Origin of the sequence: Pseudomonas fluorescens (assembly GCF_902497875.1) — a bacterium.
Taxonomy (GTDB): domain Bacteria; phylum Pseudomonadota; class Gammaproteobacteria; order Pseudomonadales; family Pseudomonadaceae; genus Aquipseudomonas; species Aquipseudomonas fluorescens_BR.
In genome coordinates, this window is record NZ_CABVHY010000029.1 from 36,349 (window position 1) to 53,206 (window position 16,858).

The 16,858-nt window shown below is 62.7% G+C and carries 16 protein-coding genes; all 16 read right to left on the bottom strand.

All coding sequences use genetic code 11. The features are described from left to right. Window positions 1–4 precede the first annotated feature (4 nt). The 16 genes from F8N85_RS25235 to F8N85_RS25310 all read right to left on the bottom strand — a co-directional run bounded on the left by F8N85_RS25235 (window position 5) and on the right by F8N85_RS25310 (window position 16,845). Window positions 5–379, bottom strand: coding sequence for a hypothetical protein (locus F8N85_RS25235; RefSeq protein WP_150806227.1), 375 nt, complete (start codon window positions 377–379; stop codon window positions 5–7). Further along, window positions 379–1,278, bottom strand: coding sequence for a hypothetical protein (locus F8N85_RS25240; protein WP_150806228.1), 900 nt, complete (start codon window positions 1,276–1,278; stop codon window positions 379–381). Before F8N85_RS25240 ends, F8N85_RS25235 begins: the two co-directional genes overlap by 1 nt. Continuing rightward, window positions 1,275–7,982 carry a tape measure protein gene (locus F8N85_RS25245; RefSeq protein ID WP_150806229.1) on the bottom strand — a complete coding sequence of 2,236 codons (6,708 nt, stop codon included), beginning with the start codon at window positions 7,980–7,982 and terminating at the stop codon, window positions 1,275–1,277. Before F8N85_RS25245 ends, F8N85_RS25240 begins: the two co-directional genes overlap by 4 nt. Window positions 7,983–8,113: 131 nt before the next feature. Continuing rightward, window positions 8,114–8,344 (bottom strand): hypothetical protein, encoded by a 231-nt coding sequence (locus tag F8N85_RS25250; RefSeq protein WP_150806230.1) that lies wholly within the window; start codon window positions 8,342–8,344, stop codon window positions 8,114–8,116. A 23-nt stretch (window positions 8,345–8,367) separates the two neighbouring features. Next, a complete protein-coding gene (locus tag F8N85_RS25255) occupies window positions 8,368–8,727 on the bottom strand; it encodes a hypothetical protein (protein ID WP_150806231.1) in 360 nt (119 codons plus the stop codon). Between the two features lie 71 nt (window positions 8,728–8,798). Further along, a complete protein-coding gene (locus F8N85_RS25260) occupies window positions 8,799–9,281 on the bottom strand; it encodes a phage tail tube protein (protein WP_150806232.1) in 483 nt (160 codons plus the stop codon). Between the two features lie 79 nt (window positions 9,282–9,360). After that, window positions 9,361–9,747, bottom strand: a complete 387-nt coding sequence (locus F8N85_RS25265) for a DUF3168 domain-containing protein (protein ID WP_150806233.1) — start codon at window positions 9,745–9,747, stop codon at window positions 9,361–9,363. Next, on the bottom strand, window positions 9,744–10,169 hold the full coding sequence (locus tag F8N85_RS25270; RefSeq protein WP_150806234.1) for an HK97-gp10 family putative phage morphogenesis protein: 426 nt from the start codon (window positions 10,167–10,169) through the stop codon (window positions 9,744–9,746). Before F8N85_RS25270 ends, F8N85_RS25265 begins: the two co-directional genes overlap by 4 nt. 8 nt (window positions 10,170–10,177) lie before the next feature. Then, on the bottom strand, window positions 10,178–10,498 hold the full coding sequence (locus F8N85_RS25275; protein WP_150806235.1) for a head-tail adaptor protein: 321 nt from the start codon (window positions 10,496–10,498) through the stop codon (window positions 10,178–10,180). Beyond that, on the bottom strand, window positions 10,498–10,839 hold the full coding sequence (locus F8N85_RS25280) for a head-tail connector protein (RefSeq protein ID WP_150806236.1): 342 nt from the start codon (window positions 10,837–10,839) through the stop codon (window positions 10,498–10,500). The genes F8N85_RS25275 and F8N85_RS25280 overlap by 1 nt, the downstream gene beginning before the upstream one ends. A 1-nt stretch (window position 10,840) precedes the next feature. Then, window positions 10,841–11,110: a hypothetical protein gene (locus tag F8N85_RS25285; RefSeq protein ID WP_150806237.1), complete on the bottom strand. Its 270-nt coding sequence runs from the start codon at window positions 11,108–11,110 to the stop codon at window positions 10,841–10,843. A gap of 43 nt (window positions 11,111–11,153) precedes the next feature. Continuing rightward, entirely contained in the window at window positions 11,154–12,365 is a 1,212-nt protein-coding gene (locus F8N85_RS25290) for a phage major capsid protein (RefSeq protein ID WP_150806238.1), read from the bottom strand. Between the two features lie 3 nt (window positions 12,366–12,368). After that, window positions 12,369–13,253, bottom strand: a complete 885-nt coding sequence (locus F8N85_RS25295) for a head maturation protease, ClpP-related (RefSeq protein ID WP_150806239.1) — start codon at window positions 13,251–13,253, stop codon at window positions 12,369–12,371. A 2-nt stretch (window positions 13,254–13,255) separates the two neighbouring features. Continuing rightward, entirely contained in the window at window positions 13,256–14,686 is a 1,431-nt protein-coding gene (locus tag F8N85_RS25300) for a phage portal protein (RefSeq protein ID WP_150806240.1), read from the bottom strand. Then, a complete protein-coding gene (locus F8N85_RS25305; RefSeq protein WP_150806241.1) occupies window positions 14,686–16,368 on the bottom strand; it encodes a terminase large subunit in 1,683 nt (560 codons plus the stop codon). Before F8N85_RS25305 ends, F8N85_RS25300 begins: the two co-directional genes overlap by 1 nt. Then, window positions 16,369–16,845: a terminase small subunit gene (locus tag F8N85_RS25310; protein ID WP_150806242.1), complete on the bottom strand. Its 477-nt coding sequence runs from the start codon at window positions 16,843–16,845 to the stop codon at window positions 16,369–16,371. It lies immediately after the preceding gene. Window positions 16,846–16,858 lie beyond the last annotated feature (13 nt).

Here is a 16,858-nt window from a genome sequence, read left to right on the forward strand (position 1 = left end):
TTCCTTACATGAAAGAGAGGGCGACCGCGTGCAGGCGGGCGGTGTTTCTTCCCGGCCCTACCGCCTCGGCGGAGGCCGCGGAGGCCGCGGCGTTGTTGGCATACGTGGCGGCCAGGGCGATCTGCTCACTGACATCCGTCTCGACCGAGGCCGCGGCTTCGGCCGAGTCGGCGGCGGCGACTGCACTGGCATCCGCGGCGTCACGGTCAGCGACGATCGCCGTCGCCGTGTCATTCATCCACGCGGCGAGAGCGTTCTCCTGCGTCACCATCGGCGGCAGCGCCGCGATGAAGGGATCGGATTTTTCGTTGAAGGCGGCCGGCCCTTGGGAGCGGGACGGCGCATCAGGAAGCGGGGTAATGAGCGGCGGGCTGGCCATTAGGTGAGTCCCTCAATTTCAAGTTGGCAATCGGAAACGACCGGCCCGGAATAGACCAGGCCGAATGAAGTGAAAAAGCCGTAGAGGATGGTGGCTTCGTAGGTCTCCTCGCCGACCCAAACGACCGGCTTGGCGCGGACTTCGGTGAGCAGCCGTTTGATTTTTGAGACCTTGTCGGTGTCCACCGCGACCGGGAATTTCGCGGTATCGGAAAACTCCCCCTCGGTGACACTCCAGCCGCCGAACCGGTCGCGCTCTTTAGTGCTGTAGTCATCGATCCCGACCCCAGTGCCATACAGCGCTTCGCCGATTTCGGCGGTTTTGCCGATCACCAGCGCGCCAATGCCGGCCGTGCCGCTGCTGGTGACCGTCACCGTGAGGCTGGCCGTGCCGTAAGCGGGCAAGTCCAGCACCACCAAACTGGTCCGCAGTTCGATCTCCTCAAAAAACCAGTCGTACCAATTGTCGACCGCGCCATCGATCAAGCTGTAGGCCCGGGTCGCGACGACGCCTTCAATCGGGTCCGTCATGACGATCGAGACTGACTCGCCCTGGACGTTGACCAGCGCCAGCGAGTTGACCACCGCCCCCGGCTGGATCGTCACCGAGACCGACCCCGGGTGAGTGCTGAGCGTGCCGACAATCTCGTCGAACATCTTCCAGCGGTTGGTCGCGCCTAGGTCCAGCCACTTCGCGGGACTGGCCTCGGTGACGACCTCCGCCCCCGGCTTCACGCCCGCCGGAACCGCCGCCAGCGCTTCGTAGTTGCGATGATCGAGCATCACCTTGTTGCCGAGGGCGTAGGTGGGTACGGCTGACCACGGCGGGTTGTCCGTTTCCGGCACGTTGGAACTGGTCAGCTTGGCCGGCGTGACCTCAATCGGCCTGATAAACCTCATGCGGGCTCCTTCACAGCTTTGGTTAGCAGGCCGACGCGGTCCCACTTTTTGAACAGCTTGTCGGCCGCGTCGGAGTTGAGTTTCATCGGGCCCACGACCTGCTTGACCACATCGATCAGCACATCGACTTTCTGCTCGAGGCTGGCGCTGTTGCCGCCGTCCCCGTTGCGTAGCCCCGCGGCCGGCGCGTTGAAGATCCGGCTCGGGCTGATGACGTCCAGTTGCGGGCCGGAGTGCCCGATAGCCCCGCCACGGGCAAATGCCGGCAACTGCCCGGCGTTCATCTGATCGAGCAGCCCGGTACCGAAAGTGCTCACCGCGGCCGCGCGCATCACGTACTCGCCGTTGGAGAGGCGCGCCAGGATGCTGTCGCTGGTGCCGGTGCCCGGCCCGGAAATCAGGCCGCCGGTGGCATGGCCGGGAAGCTGACCGTTGCCGATCGCTGCATCACGAATCGCCGCGGCGATCTGGTCATAGGGAATCGCCCCGCTGTCCAGCGCCGCTTGCCAGAACGCCTTACCGCCGGCGTCGGCTTCGCGACCTAGAACATCCTTGTAAATGCTGTCGATCCACGTGCCGTTGTTTTGCGGCGTGTTTGCTGCCGCTGATCCAGCCCCGGTGCGCGGCAACGTGGCCAACGCGGCCACCACGGCCGCATTCATCGCCGCGACCGCGGCGGCCACGGTCATGATCGAGGTGTCGACGCCATTCAACGCATCCAACTGGGCCTGGGCGAAGGTCAGTTCCGATTCAAACTGGGCGGTCAGCAGCTGGTAGCTGTCCTCCGCCAGCTTGATCTGCTGCTCCAGCCCTTCCAGGGCCTGCTCCGCCGTGCTGAGCTGACGGCCGTTAAGGACATTCAGCTCGGCCACCACATTGGCGGTGCGACCCTGGTCCCGGTTGAACTCTTCCAACGAACCGTACAGATCGCTGTTGTTGCTGCCGACCGTGTCGAGCGCCTCCTCAAGCCCGCTGAAGCCGGCCAGCGAACCGCCCGACCGCGCCGTCGCCAAGGCACTCTGCAGCGTGGCCTGAGCCTGAGCCCGCAGCATCTTCACCGCGGCATTCGAGTCGCCGCGCAGCGCCTTCAGCGCCGCGCTGAGATCGCTGCCGACCGCGCTCAGCTCGCTGACGCGCTTCGAGGCCGTGCTGCTCATCTCGGTCAGCGCGGCATTCGTCGCGTTGTACGCGGCAGAGGCCGACTTCTGCTGAGCGGAGATGGAGCGCTGCAGGGTGCCCATCGCCGCCGTGGCGCCGGCGAGGGCGTTGCTTTTCAGCGTCTCGGCCCGCTGCGCGACGATCGCGAACGCATCGCTTGCATCGCCGGCCGAGCCTTTCAGGAAATCGAAAAGTTTCTGGCCCGACTCGCCTGCCTGGCCAGCGGCGTAGACCATCGCCTTGTACTGTTCTTTGGTCGCCGGCAGCACCACCCCCATCGCCGCAAACTGCGCCGTGATGGCGATCAACTTGTCGTTGGCCTTCTCGGCGTCGGTCGTGAACAAGCTGTAATAGTTGGCGTTAGTTTCTGCTTGCTTTGCGGCAACCAATGCTTGCGCCTCGGCGGCGGCCTTGGCGCGCTGCTCGAGGATGTCGTAAGCGGCTGAGGCACTCTTGGCGTGCGTGGTCATGGCATTGAACACGGCCTGGCCGTAGTCACTGGTCATGTCCAGTTGCTTGAGCATGGCTTTGTAGCCGTCACGGGCCCCGGGCAGGACCAGGTCCAGATCGGCAAACTGCGCCGTGACGGCCGCCAGGGTGTCATCGGCTTTCTGCGTATCGGAGGTGAAGTGCTCGTAATAGCTGCCGATGTTGCTCTGCAGCGCTTCCATGCCGCCCGCCAGCGCCACCAGGCTCTCCACCGCGCGCCCACCGGCGACGGAGAAGCCCACCATTTTCACCCCGAGCCCGGCGAAGGTCGCGTTCATCGTGTAGAGGTTGCTGACAAAGGTGGTCAAACCTTTGAAGGTGAACCCCTCGAGACCGGCGCCGGTCGCCGTATTGATCGCGGCCACCGCGGCATCGCCGAGCTTGGTCATCCAGTCATTGAGCGCGGTCTGGATGTACTCCTCGCTCTTGCCCTTCATGTTGACCTTGGTCTTGGCGACGTTGAGACCGTCAAGAACATGCGCATCCATGGCCACATTGAGCTGCGAAACAAGCCCCATGGCGTCGAGAACCTTTCCGTTGTACGCGCCGCCGAGGGCGTTAGCCGCCTCGGTGTTGAGGTCTTTATAGCGAGTGCGGCCCCCACCGCTGGAGAACAGACCGCCCTTTTTCTTTTGATCGGCGTATTGCTGCGCCTTGAACACCCCGCCGTCGACTTGCAAAGCAATGCCGGTGTTTTTTGTTTCCCAGGCACCGCCGAACAGCTTTTCACCGACGTATTTGGTGACGGCTTGATGCAGGGTCGAGCCGCTGAGAATCGCCGCCCATTTGCCGCCAACTACCTTGCCCAACATTTTGTCTTGGACTTCGAACATTTCGGACATGGCTGCGCCGGGGGCCATGGCGACTTTACCGAGGGCCGTCTTGCCGCCGCTGTCCATAATCTCGCCGCCGTCCGGGCGCACGCCTTGGTCGTACAGCTTGCCGGACTGGTACATGCCGAGGACCACGGCCAGCGGCCACATGGCCGCCATCGACGACATCGCAGCCGACAGTTGCCCACTGAGGGAGGCCGCCGTCGCCGCCGCACTCGCCTCGGCCGCGGCATAGGTGGCGGTGGTGGTGGTCGCTACGCCCAGGCTGAACTGCGCACCGACGGCGGTGGCCCCCTCCGCGACCGCACCGGACACTACCGTCGAGGTGAGCCCCTCGGCGCCGACCACCGCCAGGGTTTGCGCGGCGGTGGTGCCGCTGATGGTTTGCACCAGGGTGTTGAAGCCGCCTTTGAGCATGCCGGTCATGGTGCTCAACTGGCCGCCGACGGAACTGACGCCCGCTTGCGCCGCGCCACTGGCGCCGCCGCTGGCCCAGCCCGCGACGATATCGGCGCCGATGCCGGTGACCGCGTTCCACGCCGACACCAGATTTTTGCCAATGCTAGCGATCCCACCAAACGGCGAGCCGCTGCCCCCCGATCCGCCCGCCGAGCCGCCGGCGCTGCCGAGCAACTTGCCCCAGACCGCCCCAAGTCCTTGCCCGTTGTCAGTGCCAGTGAGCCAGTTGCTGATCGAGGCCAGCAGAGGCTTGGTCGTGAGCATGTGCGCGATTTCGCCCAGCGTCTGCTTGAAGCCTTTCTTCAGGTTGTCCCACAGGCTTTCCGCGCCATCGCCGATATTGCCCCAAGCGGTGGCGAACGCTTCGTCGATACGATCGATGGCGCCCTCGGTCATCCGCCCCCACAGGGTTGCCTTGGAACGGTTGACCTCGTACTCGTTGCCGAGCTTGACCAGGGCATCCTGATAGAGCGCCGCATTTGCTGGATATCGGCCAATAGCGGCGTTCAGCGCATCCTGTTCGTTCGTGAAATCGCGCAGGAGTTTGGTCTGGGGATTAAGGCGATCAACGATGCCTTCGACCTGACCGGCCTGCTCGAGCGCCTTGTTGGCTTTAAGTTGCTCCTCAGTCTGCAGCTTGAGCAGCTCGTATTCCTTGCTCCCCTCCGCGATATTTTTGCCCGACAGCGCAATCGTCATAGCCTTGGTGACGTTGAAGGCGTCGAGCGCATCCTTGCCCTGAAGAGTGGCGGTGGCCTGCTTCAGGATTTGCTCAACTTCGACCTTCAGCTCACTGGTGGCCTTGGCCACATCGCGCCGATCCTCGGCGTCCTGCAGCGCGTTGACCGCCGCGGTGACCTTGGCGCGCGCGCCAGCCCCGGTCTTGAGCAGCTCTTCCTCAATCCGCTGCTGAATCGTGATCGCGCGAATGTTATCGGCGCCCGACAGATAGGCCTCGGCCATTTCGTTGGCCGCCGCGGTCGAGATCCCCGACTTGGCCAGCAGGTCGTCCAGGGCCTTCGCCTGGTTCTTCAGTGCGGTTGCAGCAGCGTTGGCCGCCTTGTCGACATTTTTGTTCGCTTCCGTCGTGGCGTTGAGCTGAGCGATGGCCGCATCCGCGCGCTGAGTGGGGGTCGCCGTCGGGACCGGCGGAACCGCCGCCGGGGCGGTCCCGCCGTTGGTGAGCAATCCGTAGCCCGACAGCGCTGACTGCGGGGCAACAGCGCCCAGGGCCACGCGGGTGGCCGCCACCACCGCGAAGTTGGCCGCCTGTTCGATGGCGGTGATCTGCCGCCGCGCGCTGTTTTCGGCGGCGGTGGCCGTGTCGGCGTAGGCCTGGCTTTGTGTGGCGGCGGCTTGAGTCGTGGCCGCCTCGGCCGTGTAGAGCGCCACCAACTGCAGTTTGAGGCTGGCCTGCTGGACCTTGTCGCCGTCCTTGATCGCGGCCTGGTACTTTTTCAGCGCATCCGTTTGCTCGGCGATCAATTTCGCCTGGGCCACTTGCGCGGGCGTGGCGCCCATCTTGGCCGCCGTATAGGCGGTCTCGGCCGCCGTGTTCGCGCCGAGCAGATCGCGGGTTTTGGTCAACTGCTCGACGTACTTGTCCCACGACGCTTTGACGGCGTCGGTCTGCCCGGAGTCTTTTTGCGCGCTGGCCAGCTTGCCCGTCGCGCTGGTGGCGGACACCGTCAGCGTGTTGACCTGGCTGAGCTGGTCGCCGAACTTTTTCGCCTTGTCGCTACTGGCGACATAGTTGCCCGCCACCAGCTCCAGGTTGTCCTTGAAGGCCGGCAGCAGCTGGTTATTTTTTGTCACCCAGGCGGTGACGCTGTCCAGCGAGCGCGTACCGGCCCGGACCTCGCCGACCATCGTCTTGAAGCTTTCGACGCTGTTCACGCCGGAGAGCCCCAGCGAATTCAGGGCGAGCACCCCGTTGCGGGTGTAGTTCTCCAGCGACTGCGCGGCCGCCTCGGTGGCCTGGATTTGCTGCTTGGTCCAGTCCGACACCATGAGCCGCTGTTGCTCGGACCGTAACGCCTTGAACTTGGCAATCGACTCGTCGACCGTCGCGTTCTGGTCGATCAGCGCCGCGGTCGCGGTGTCGGCACTGTCGCCGAAGTCAATGAAGGACGCGGCCACCAGGCCGGTCATCGCGATCAAGCCCACCGGGCCACTCAGCAGGGCCAGCAAGCCGCGGCTGGCCGTGGAGAGCACCAGGGCGGCCTTGGCGCCCGCGCTCGCCGAGCCCGCGGCCAGATCCGACGCCACCCGGGCGGCGTTGGTCGCCGCGGTGGTTTCCGCCAGCACCCCGCGGGCGGCGGTCTGCGCGCCCAGGGCGGCGGTGATCGAGGCGGAGGTCGCCACGGTCGTCGCGGCCAACGACACTTCGGCGGCCTGCACCAGTTTGATCGCCCCGGCTTCGGCGATGCGAAGTTCGGCGATGCGCGCAATGGACAGGCCACGGCCCTGATCGGTGATCTGCGATTTAAGGCGCTGCACCTCCAGTTCGCGCTCCGCCGTTAGCGTGGTCTGAACCAGCTTAAGATTGCCCAGCTCGGACGCTTGGCGCACCCGGTCAGAAGCGACCTTGCCTTGAGCGGCCGCCAGCTCCAAGGCTGCACGCTCGACCAAGCCCTTGGCTTCCAGTTGCCGGGTCTGGGCGGTGAGCAACGATTGTCGGGCCAGCGCCGCTTCGGCCGTCAGCGCCTCCAGGCTGGCCTTGGTCGACAGCGCTAAGGCGCCCGCTTGCACAATAGAGGCTTCGGCGGCCTGCAAAAACGAGACCACCAGCTTCGCGGAGCCCAGCGCGAGCGCGGCCGCCCCCACATACGCCACACTCTCCAAGGCGCTGCCAACGTTGTGCATGGTTTCCGCGAAGGCATCGCCATCCGCCGTGAGGGCGTCCATGGCCCGGGAGGCGGAGGTCAGCGCCGCGGAGATCCGGACGCTCATCCCGCCGAGCTTATCGCCCTCGCCGATCAGCTTGGTGAACGAGCTTTGCACCCGGGTCATTCCGGTACCGATGGTGTCCTGCATCTTGCCGAACAACGCATCCACCGCACCCTGTTGCGCTTGCAGGGCCTGCACCACCGACTCCGCGGTCAGCTGACCCTCAGCACCCAGGGCGCGCAGCGCACCCACCGAGACGCCCATGCCTTTGGCGATGGCCTGACTGAGCGCGGGCGCTTGCTCCATGATCGAGTTCAGTTCTTCGCCGCGCAGCGTGCCCGAGGCGAAGGCCTGGCCGAGCTGCACCAGCGCCGCGCTCGACGACGCGGCCGAAGCCCCGCTGATCACCATCGTTTTGCTGATGGTCTCGACGATGCTGGCCACCCCCTTACCGCTCAGCTTGAGCGCGTCTTGGTTTTGCGCGATGCGCTGATACAGCTCCGCGGTGGCACTCAGCGGCTGGCCGGCTTTCTGCGCAATGCTGAACACCGCGTTTTGCGCGGCGGTGAACTCGGCGCTGTTCGAGGTGACCAGTTTCAGCCGGTTGGCAATTTGCGTGTAGACCTCGGCCTGGTGGATCAAGGCGCCGATCCCGGCACCGCCAATCCCCAGGGACAGGGCGCCCGCGAGCAGACCCCCCGCGCGTTGCGCGCTGAGCCCCACGCGATCAAACGCGGCATCCACCTGCGCCAACTGCCGGTCAATACGTCCGGAAACCTGCGCCACCGACGAGTCGGCACGCGCCAGCTCTTGGCGCATCTGCGCGGTAGTGGCTTCGAGGCGGACCAGCAGCCCCTGGACTTCTTGAACAGCCATGTGATTCTCCCGGCAAAAAAAAACCGGCCACGGGGCCGGTTGGGGAACGTAAAAAAACCCGCACGCGGCGGGCTCAGTTCAGCGGAGGGGGGTTCCGCCGGGCCGGTGGCGCGGGCGCCCGGGACGGCCCCTCAGGACTCCTTACGCGAGCGCATCTGATCCTTGATCCGCTGGCGTTTTTCGTCTGCGGTTTCATGCGCCGGCGGCCCCGGCGGGGCCGGCGGCGGGCCGCTGGGGTTGGTCGCCCGCAGAAATTCCACCCGCGCCTCCCAGGCCATGAGGATCTGCGGCACCGGCGTCTCCCAGGCATCCCGGGGCGACCAATAGAGGCTGCCGGTGGCGATGCAGAACAGCTCATCCACATAGCTACCGTTGCCGGGACGGCTTACTTTTTTCCTTTGGCCGCGCCCGTTTCAGCCGCCTTTTCCAGCTCTTCCTCGGTCTTGGCCGCCGGATTCAGCAGCGCCACGACGAAGGTAATCAGCGGCACGGTCACTTCACCTACGCCCTGCTCGTAGATGGCTTCTTCGAGCGCCTCGACCTCTTTGGGCTTCAAGGTCAGGTTGGCGCCGGCGATGATCACCTTCGCCGCCGCGGTCAGGCTGAACTTCTGCAGCTCGGCCAAGGCCGGGTTGATACCGCCAAAAAAGCGCTCGATGCTGCGCACCGCCTTAAGGTTGAAATTCAGGGTGTGGATCTCGCTGCCAACTTCAACATCAACGGTGCCGTGGTCAGTCTTGGACATGGTTCGGTATTCCTTGAAAAAAAAGAGTGGGATCAGGCGCAACGATGCGCTGCGCCTGTGGGGTGCGTGCCTTACGGAGTGACTGGCGCCAGCTCTTCGTAAATGGCGGAGTTGATCGCCAGATTGACCGACGCCTTGCGGATCGATTCAGCGGTGCCGATCTGCTTGCGGAAGCTCAACACCTGGACCAGGTAGAAGTCCGACGAGCCGTCGCCGTAATCCATCTGGACGGCGAAGTTCGAGTCGCTACGCACCGCCGCTTTCACGGCCGCCTGGCCCGCATCGCTCGGGTCTTCACCCAGGGTGACGCTCTGGCTGCCCGCATCGAAGGTGCCTTTGACTTTGCGCTTGCGGCGGTTGGCCAGCGCGGTGAAATCGGCAGTGCTCGCCTCGTCGCCAATCTCGCCAGCGTCTTCAACTTCGCCGACCTCGATGTAGGTGAGCGCCTTCAAGGCCAGGATGGCAGCGGCAATACCGGCCACATCCTCGCCATAACTGACGTTGTGGGCCGGGCCGATCAGGAGTCTGACGCCGGCGGATGTTTTGATAGTCATGGTTGCCCTCCAGGGCGCGGGTGGTTTTCAAGCAATAAAAAACCCGCTCAATGGCGGGTGCGGGTGGTGCGCGGCGGAATCAGTGTTGGGTGATGATTCGAAGCGTGACGCTACCCATGTAGGTGACACCGTCCGGCTCGCGATTGGTGCCGGTGTGCAGAACACGGACTGAAACAGCTGTACCGGTGCTCAGCGGGAGCGGAATCTCGTCCAGGGCGGCAGCGATCTCGCTGTTGATGCGCTTCACTTCGGCCTGGCCTTTGTAATTGGACCAGACGCTCAGATAGAACAGGCGGTTTTCGCGCTTCTTGCCGGACACCGGTGATGCGTTGTCCGAAACCTCGTAATCCAGCGTGACGTAGGGATAGGGCGTACCCGCGGGCACGGCATCAAACACCGGAACCGTCAGGCTCGCTGACAGCTTGTCGAACAGCGCCTTTTGTAGCGCCAAGCCTGGGTCACTCATTTGGCCTCCGCAGCCTTGCTCAGTGTTGAAGCGATCGCCCGGGTGATCAGGTCGACGATCTGGTCACGGTTCATGTCATACGACGGACGAAGCCACGGATGTGCCGGACGGGCCGGTATGGCTGTATCGCCCATGGTGTAACCCTTGGTCCCGTACTCGCTGAACCTGGTATAGAAGTAGCGGCGGTTATCCTTTTTCCCTCTGATCCCGATCTCTGCATCAAGACCGCTCTTCGATACAAAAGCCGTCAGGGCTTCCGCCGAGTCTCCGGTGTCGCGAGGGATTAAGTACGTCTGGGTCTCAAGCACCAGATTGGCGGCCTGAACCATTGCGGGCCGTAGGTCGCTTTCGACCTGATTGCCGATTCGCCGCAGCAAGCCGCGCAACTTGAAATCCCCCTGGATCGAGGAACGCCTTGTCATAAAGCCCCCTATGGATTGACCACGTTTGAGCACAACAACCGGAGCATGGAGCGCTCGTTATCTGGGAGCGCCGCCTCAATCAGGTAGGTCGTGCCGGAGTTGACCAAGCGCAAGCCGGCGATCAAATCGCCCGCGGGCCTTACTTGAATTTCGGCGGTGACCAAGGCTTTGAGCTGCTGAGCAACTGGCGCGGTGCGGCCGGTTGGCGTGGCGATATCGGCCCAGATCTTTCGAAGCTCGACCCAGGTATCGGTCCCCCCGCCATATCCATCAGGCGTGAACTGGAATGCCTGAACCGCACACTGGTGTCGAAGTTTTCCAGCTCTCATCAAACCCCCAATTGCACCCGGTACGGGCTCAGCAGTGCGCGAGAGCCCAGTGTCAGATCAGTCGCACTGACACCAACCACCACGTCTTCACGGTTGGCATACAGGCTGCCCAGAATCAGCAGACAGGCCGCGACAATCGATTTTTCGATGACCATCGGTTCATCGCCTGCCGAGCCATCCAGTACAGCGGCGGCCAAGCCGTCAGCATCGGTGTAGAACTGCCGCTGAATGAACTGGGACGCCGAGTTCTCAGCAGCATCCAGCAACAGCTGGACATACTCACGATCAACCTCTTCTGCCCGGCAATGCCGCATGGCCACTTCGATATCGATTACCGACATGTCACGCGCCTTTTTGCTTGGCTAAGTCAGCCGATTTTTTGGCTTTGTCGATCTTTCCCGGTGCGATGTCGAGCGATCCGCTGGTCAGCACGTCACCGGCAGGGCCAGTCTCGTTTTCCAGAGTCACAACCGGCTCATCATCGGAGCTATCAGCTTCGGCGTAGCCCCTTGCGATCAGTTCACGACCGTGTTGCTCGATGGTTTCGAATGACCGACCTTCAGGCAACACCTGACCGCCCAGATACAGCGGCTTCAAGGTTTTCAGTTTCATGAATGCCTCCAGTGGGCTGCCATGACGGCAGCCCGATCAAGGGTTAAGGCGTTACCGGTGCGCTGAACGAACCGTAGATAAAGGCTTCCGGACGTTTCACCGCCAGGGCTGCACGCTCCTCGCAACGGATCGAGATGAGGTTCTTCTCGAAGTCATCCGCGTTTTCGGTGGAGATCACCACATTGGCGTCCTCACGGTCGAACAACTGGGCGCCAGTCTGGAATGCACCAGTCAGGAACTTGCCTAAGAAGCCGACAGCTTCAGTCGCAACGACCGGCAAGCCCCACAGCATCGGGCCAGCCAGGCCCAAAGGGTTGGCCAGGATGTAACGGCCCAAGGTGTCCTTGGTCAGTTCGATTTTCGCCCAGTCGATGAAGTGCAGGACGTGGCCGCTGGCCGGCAGGCGGGCCAGCTGCGCCTGGAGCATGGCCAGGCGGAGATCATCGATACCGGACTGGTTTTCAACTTCAAACGCCGGATCGAACACCGAGGCCTGCGGGACGATGCCGTGCAAGTGCACGCCGGTACCATCACCGAACAGAATTTCTTGCTCCTCGGCATATTTCAGGCCGTAGCGCATTTCCACATCGATGGTCGATTGCAGCTGGGCGAAGTCGTCGAGGATCTGCTTGGACGCCTTGAACATGTGAGCAATGGTCGACACCGCTGTCAGCTTCGAGTCGAAGGTGATGCTGGAATACGGCTTCTGGGTACCTTCAGCTACGACGCGCGCGGCATTGGTGAACCCGGTCTGCTGAACCCAGAAGATCGCCGGGGAGCCGGTACGGCCCGGGGCAATCAGGTCGCGGATGAACAAACGCTGCTTCGGCGCGACATCGATGCCTGGCAAGCGCTGCGGCTCCACGACGCCTTGAGCGACGTCAGTCGACAGCAGCGCAGCACTCACCGGGATATTGACGCGCTTGCCGCCTTCAATGCTGGCTGCGAAGGCCTTGAGCGCTTCGCTCTTCACTACGGTGGCGCCCAGGCCGTCACGCGATTGCGCAGAAGCTTTCGATGGCAGGCGAGCAAATTCCTGCTCCATTTCGCCCAGCTGCGACTTGAGCTGCTTTTCAGCCTCGGTCAGCGAGTTGAATTTCAGCGCCAGCTCATCAACGGCGGCCTTGGTTTCGGCGGACAAGGTGCCCGCTTTTTTGGCTTCGCCCAGGGCGGCCTCAGCCTTCTGGCTGAACTCGCTGGTGGCTTTGGCCAGTTCGGCAGAAACGCTCTTCAGCAGTTCGGTTGTATCGGTCATGGGTCAAACTCCAGGTACAGTTGAGGCTGCCGCCTTGAACGAGGCAAGGGCCTTTTCGAGATCAGCAATGGCGTCGGCCGGAAGGGCCTTTGGTTCGGTAGCGCTCGGCGTACCAGAGCCGGCAGCGCTGGGCGTGCCGGTTTTGAGTTCTTGGATCATTGCCCGGCGCTCAGCGCGAGGCATGCCCTGCTTGGCCAGGATCACGTCCAGGCGGCGGGCCGCAATTTGCTGTGGCGTTGATGCCTTGGCACCTTCCTTGGCTTCGGCGCTATCCAGCAGACCATCGGCGAAACCCTGCTCGACGGCATCGGTGCCTCCGATCCAGCTTTCAGCATCCATCAGCTTTTGCATGGCTTCGACATTGTCGCCAGTGCGCGCGGCGTAGATGTCAGCCATTGCCTTGTCGAACGGCTCAAGGCTGTCGGCCATCTCACGAAGACCTAGCCGATTTGCCGCGATGCCGACCCAGCAGTTGTGGATCATCAGGAACGCGCCGAGTCCCATTCGGATCTCATCGCCAGCCATGGCAATGACGGACGCGGCCGAGGCGGCAATACCCAGAATCTTGACGGTCACCTTGCCCTTGTATTCGCGCAGGATGTTGTAGATCGCCAGGCCTTCAAACATGTCGCCGCCTGGCGAGTTGATGTTGACGGTGACATCTGCGCCGTTGAGGGATCGCAAAATCCCACTGACCCGCTTGGCGGTCACCCCATCTCCAGTCCAGTAGTCGTAGCCGACGGCATCGAACATCGAGATGGTGTTCTCTTCTTCGGTCGCGGCGCGAATGTCCGGGTTCCAGCGCTCGAGCGCCATCGGCAACAGGTCCGATGAAGCGTTCGCGCACGGGCGGCCCGCCGGAGCCGCCGGCAGTGTTCTGATCGTCATGGTTACTCCGTGGGCTCAGTGATGCTGAGCCGGGATATAGAGATAAGGGCGTGGGCCATGGTCGGCGCGTCTGGGTCGCCACCATCGAGCGCTGTACAAATATCGCTCAGCAGCTCCCGCGTGGCCTGCCGGTCACCGTCCTTGTGCGCGGTGAGCGCCTTGGACATGAAGCGGTTGAACTTGGCGGAAATGTCCGCACCCTGATCGAGGCTTTCCAGCGCCACCATGGCCGACTGAACAGTGAAGATGTCCCCGCCCGGGATCGGCGGCAGATTTTCCAGCCGGCGAACCTCGTTACGACTCATCCAGCCATTCATCAGCGCGGTGTTGTACCAGGCGCCACGGCCAGCACTGTCGGCACGCAACAAGCCCTCAACGGAGAACTCGGCGAAGAATTCATCGGCATCTGCATCGCCGATCAGGCAGCGCGTGATTTCCTGCTCGATGTTCACCAGCAAGGGCCGCAGGCTGTTGGTCAGGAAGTGCAGGTTTTGCGCCTCGACACTGGCCGCCCAGCTGCTCTGCTTGTCCATGTGCCCGACCATGAACGGCGGCACGCGGAACCAGCGGCAGATTTCCTCGACGTTGAACGCCCGGGTTTCCAGCATCTGTGCGGCTTCCGGGTTCATCGTGACGCTTTGGTACTTCAGACCGGCTTCGAGCACCATGGTCTTGCCGGCGTTCTTTGAGCTGCTGAACGCCGCCAGGCTGGCCCGAAGTTGCTCGCGCTGTTTCGGGGTGAGCGTGCCAGAGCCCTGCGCAGCGCCGCCTTCAACAGTGAGAAAACCAGAAGCCTGCAGGCCGTTGGCAAACACCTTCGCCGCGGCTTCCTCGGCCGACATCGCAGCGCCGATCACGTCACGCCCAGTCGTCACGGGCAACATTCCGCAAACACCATCGAGACCGAAGCCGCGAATGTGCATCAGGTTTCTTTCGGGAATGTCCCGCTCTGTCCCGTTTTCGCTGTAGGTGTACTTCAGTCGGCCGTTGGCCAGGCGTTTGACCGTCATGCACTGAGGCATCAGCGGATCCAGTGCCACGATCCGCGAGCCGATGTATTTTTTCTCGATGAAGGCGTTGCCGCGAAGGCAGATACTCGCCACCACCATGAGCATGAACCGTTGTGGGGTCATCTCCGCATTGGGTGTGCGGCACAACACCCGAAAAAGCGGGTGATCCTTGGCTGACTCCCTCGATCCGTCGGGCATGCGGCGGTAAAGCTTCAGCGGCAGAGTCGAGACCGACTCGGACAACAGTCGGACGCAGGCCCAGACCGTCGAAAGCCGCACTGCGCCGTCGACGGTGACGTTTTTCCCACTAGTGGAAGTACCAAACCATTCCTGCCAAAACGCTTCACTGGTGAGCCCAACGGGGACGCCGAGCCAGCTCTGGAGAGCGGAGCGAATCCGCCCCGGTTTCTTTTTGCTCGCCATCAGAGGCCCGCCATTATTGGGTTATCAAAGAAGTCGTCCACGTTGCCCCGCGCCATGGGGTTCAGCGACATAAGCGCCACGGCGTTGAAGAAGGCCATCAATGGGTCAATTTTCGCAGTGCCCGACGCCTGCTTGGTGATCAGGATCGAGTTACCGACCGGCACCACCTTGGCGTTGCCGCAGCACCAGGACATCATCGGCTGGCCACCGTGGACGATGCCGCCCTCGGCCAACTTGCGCTCGGCGGTCTTGATCGAACCGCCCAACTTCCAGCCCTGGGAAATGCCGATGACCATCTCTTTCGGGATTTCCGCCGCGATCAGCGCGTCGAGAATGCCGCCCACGCCGGCCGGGTCGACACCGATCATGTCCAGCAGCCCGGACACGTAGATCAGCGAAACCAGCTCAGCGACTTCCTCAACATCCTTGCCGATGTAATCCACCAAGACCAAATCACCGTCCTTGGCGAAGTCGAGGAACCGGGGCGCCTCACTTTTGCGGCGCTCCAGCACAGTCGGGTGAGCCCAGGCCCGCGTCCAAACCAGCCATTCACGGGTTTTCGCGTCACGCCCCACCACAGCCATGCCGAGCAGGTCATCGAGACCGCCGCCGTCGATTCCGACGTCAATCACTTCACACCGCTCGATCAGCTGCTCCAGCGTCAGCCGTTTGATTTTCGCCTGGGTGATCCAGAATTCAGCCCCGGCCCACCGGTTGGCCCGCAGGTTCATGCCGATTTCGACGTTCAGATGCTTGGCGAGAAACTTGCGTTGCGCGCCGGGCTCTTTCTGGGCCTCCTTGACCATCTGATCTTCAAGCCATTCACGGCTTACGGATCGCCCCATGTTCGGGTTGGTGACGTAGAAATTTTCGGGCTTGAGGTAGTCCTCGGCCTCCACCATCGCCGCCGGGTATTCATAAAGAACGCCGAGCGACTTTTTGTCCTGGATCTTCCCGTCCCGCACGTCCCGGTAATAATCGACCTTCTCCTTGAAAACGCCGGCCGGGGGCTCGTCGCTCTGCGTGGAGAGGAAAATCACGAACCCCTCATCTCGCGAGATTTGGCCGCCGGTTGCTTCCATGAGCATGGCATCGGCATTGGGCCGCTTGCCGAACACCCAGAGTTCATCGACCAGGATCTTGCCGGACTTCTTACCCGACACCGTGTCGGAGTCAGCGGCGACGACCTTCAGTGCAGCCTTGGTGGTCAGGTGCGTGATCGTCCGGATGTGATCCTGGACGTGCAGCATCTTTTCCAAAACCGGATTGGCGCGCACCATCGCAGCGGCGGGCTTGTAACTGTTCTGGGCGACCTCGATGGTCGGAGCCAGAATCAAAAGCTCTTCGTTATCGCGCCAGTTGCGTACCAGGGCGGTGACCATGATCCCGGCGGCAATCGTTGATTTGGCGTTCTTCTTGCTGATGAGCAGGAAGTACTCCCGGATCATCTGCTTGCCGGTCTCGGCATCGTAGGCACCGAAGATCGCGGCGACGAAATCAAAAACCCACTGCTCGCAGCACTCCCCGAAGGTGGGCTGACCAGGCACGTCGACGACACGCAACGATTTGAACAGCTCGAGCGCGGCGTCAGCCTCGGATCGGAACAGCGGCGGAAACGGAATCAGGGACTGACGCGAAAGTATCCGGCGCTCCCAGTCTGGACAGGCTGTCGTCCACTCCATCTACTTCACCGACCGGAGCGGCGGCTTGCCCGTCCCGTACATCCCGGCGGCCGCCTTTTCCGCAGCCTCCAGCTTCTCTTCCTTTTTGCCGGTCTCGCCCTTGCGTTGGTGCAGATACGGCAGCAGCGCCTTGGCAGCGTCGATCTGTAGCTTTTCGTCAGCGGCTGAGTTCATTTTCGTGAGCAGGAACTGAACAGGGTCAGAGAATTTGAGCGCGCCGCCGCTGGAGGCATCCGAAACCTCCTCAGGCGCTATTTGCTGCTCGTTGGTCGCAGGCTTGGCGGCCGACTTGCCTTTAACATTTTTGTTAACGGTGCCGGTGGCCAGTGCGGCCAAAACATGCGGATCTTTCGCGAGCCTCGATCCGGCAGCAGATGCGCTGGAAGCGCTGTAGCCAGCGGCAATCGCTGCTTCTTTATTGGACGCACCTCCCCTCAAAGCGTCGGCGAATGCGCGCTTTTTAGGTGTTAAAGCCATTAACAAAAAACCT

What these genes read in the sequence shown, in the direction of transcription:
- F8N85_RS25235 (WP_150806227.1), bottom strand. Translation starts at nt 379, where the DNA reads ATGGCCAGCCCGCCGCTCATTACCCCGCTTCCTGATGCGCCGTCCCGC.
- F8N85_RS25240 (WP_150806228.1), bottom strand. Translation starts at nt 1,278, where the DNA reads ATGAGGTTTATCAGGCCGATTGAGGTCACGCCGGCCAAGCTGACCAGT.
- F8N85_RS25245 (WP_150806229.1), bottom strand. Translation starts at nt 7,982, where the DNA reads ATGGCTGTTCAAGAAGTCCAGGGGCTGCTGGTCCGCCTCGAAGCCACT.
- F8N85_RS25255 (WP_150806231.1), bottom strand. Translation starts at nt 8,727, where the DNA reads ATGTCCAAGACTGACCACGGCACCGTTGATGTTGAAGTTGGCAGCGAG.
- F8N85_RS25260 (WP_150806232.1), bottom strand. Translation starts at nt 9,281, where the DNA reads ATGACTATCAAAACATCCGCCGGCGTCAGACTCCTGATCGGCCCGGCC.
- F8N85_RS25265 (WP_150806233.1), bottom strand. Translation starts at nt 9,747, where the DNA reads ATGAGTGACCCAGGCTTGGCGCTACAAAAGGCGCTGTTCGACAAGCTG.
- F8N85_RS25270 (WP_150806234.1), bottom strand. Translation starts at nt 10,169, where the DNA reads ATGACAAGGCGTTCCTCGATCCAGGGGGATTTCAAGTTGCGCGGCTTG.
- F8N85_RS25275 (WP_150806235.1), bottom strand. Translation starts at nt 10,498, where the DNA reads ATGAGAGCTGGAAAACTTCGACACCAGTGTGCGGTTCAGGCATTCCAG.
- F8N85_RS25280 (WP_150806236.1), bottom strand. Translation starts at nt 10,839, where the DNA reads ATGTCGGTAATCGATATCGAAGTGGCCATGCGGCATTGCCGGGCAGAA.
- F8N85_RS25285 (WP_150806237.1), bottom strand. Translation starts at nt 11,110, where the DNA reads ATGAAACTGAAAACCTTGAAGCCGCTGTATCTGGGCGGTCAGGTGTTG.
- F8N85_RS25290 (WP_150806238.1), bottom strand. Translation starts at nt 12,365, where the DNA reads ATGACCGATACAACCGAACTGCTGAAGAGCGTTTCTGCCGAACTGGCC.
- F8N85_RS25295 (WP_150806239.1), bottom strand. Translation starts at nt 13,253, where the DNA reads ATGACGATCAGAACACTGCCGGCGGCTCCGGCGGGCCGCCCGTGCGCG.
- F8N85_RS25300 (WP_150806240.1), bottom strand. Translation starts at nt 14,686, where the DNA reads ATGGCGAGCAAAAAGAAACCGGGGCGGATTCGCTCCGCTCTCCAGAGC.
- F8N85_RS25305 (WP_150806241.1), bottom strand. Translation starts at nt 16,368, where the DNA reads ATGGAGTGGACGACAGCCTGTCCAGACTGGGAGCGCCGGATACTTTCG.
- F8N85_RS25310 (WP_150806242.1), bottom strand. Translation starts at nt 16,845, where the DNA reads ATGGCTTTAACACCTAAAAAGCGCGCATTCGCCGACGCTTTGAGGGGA.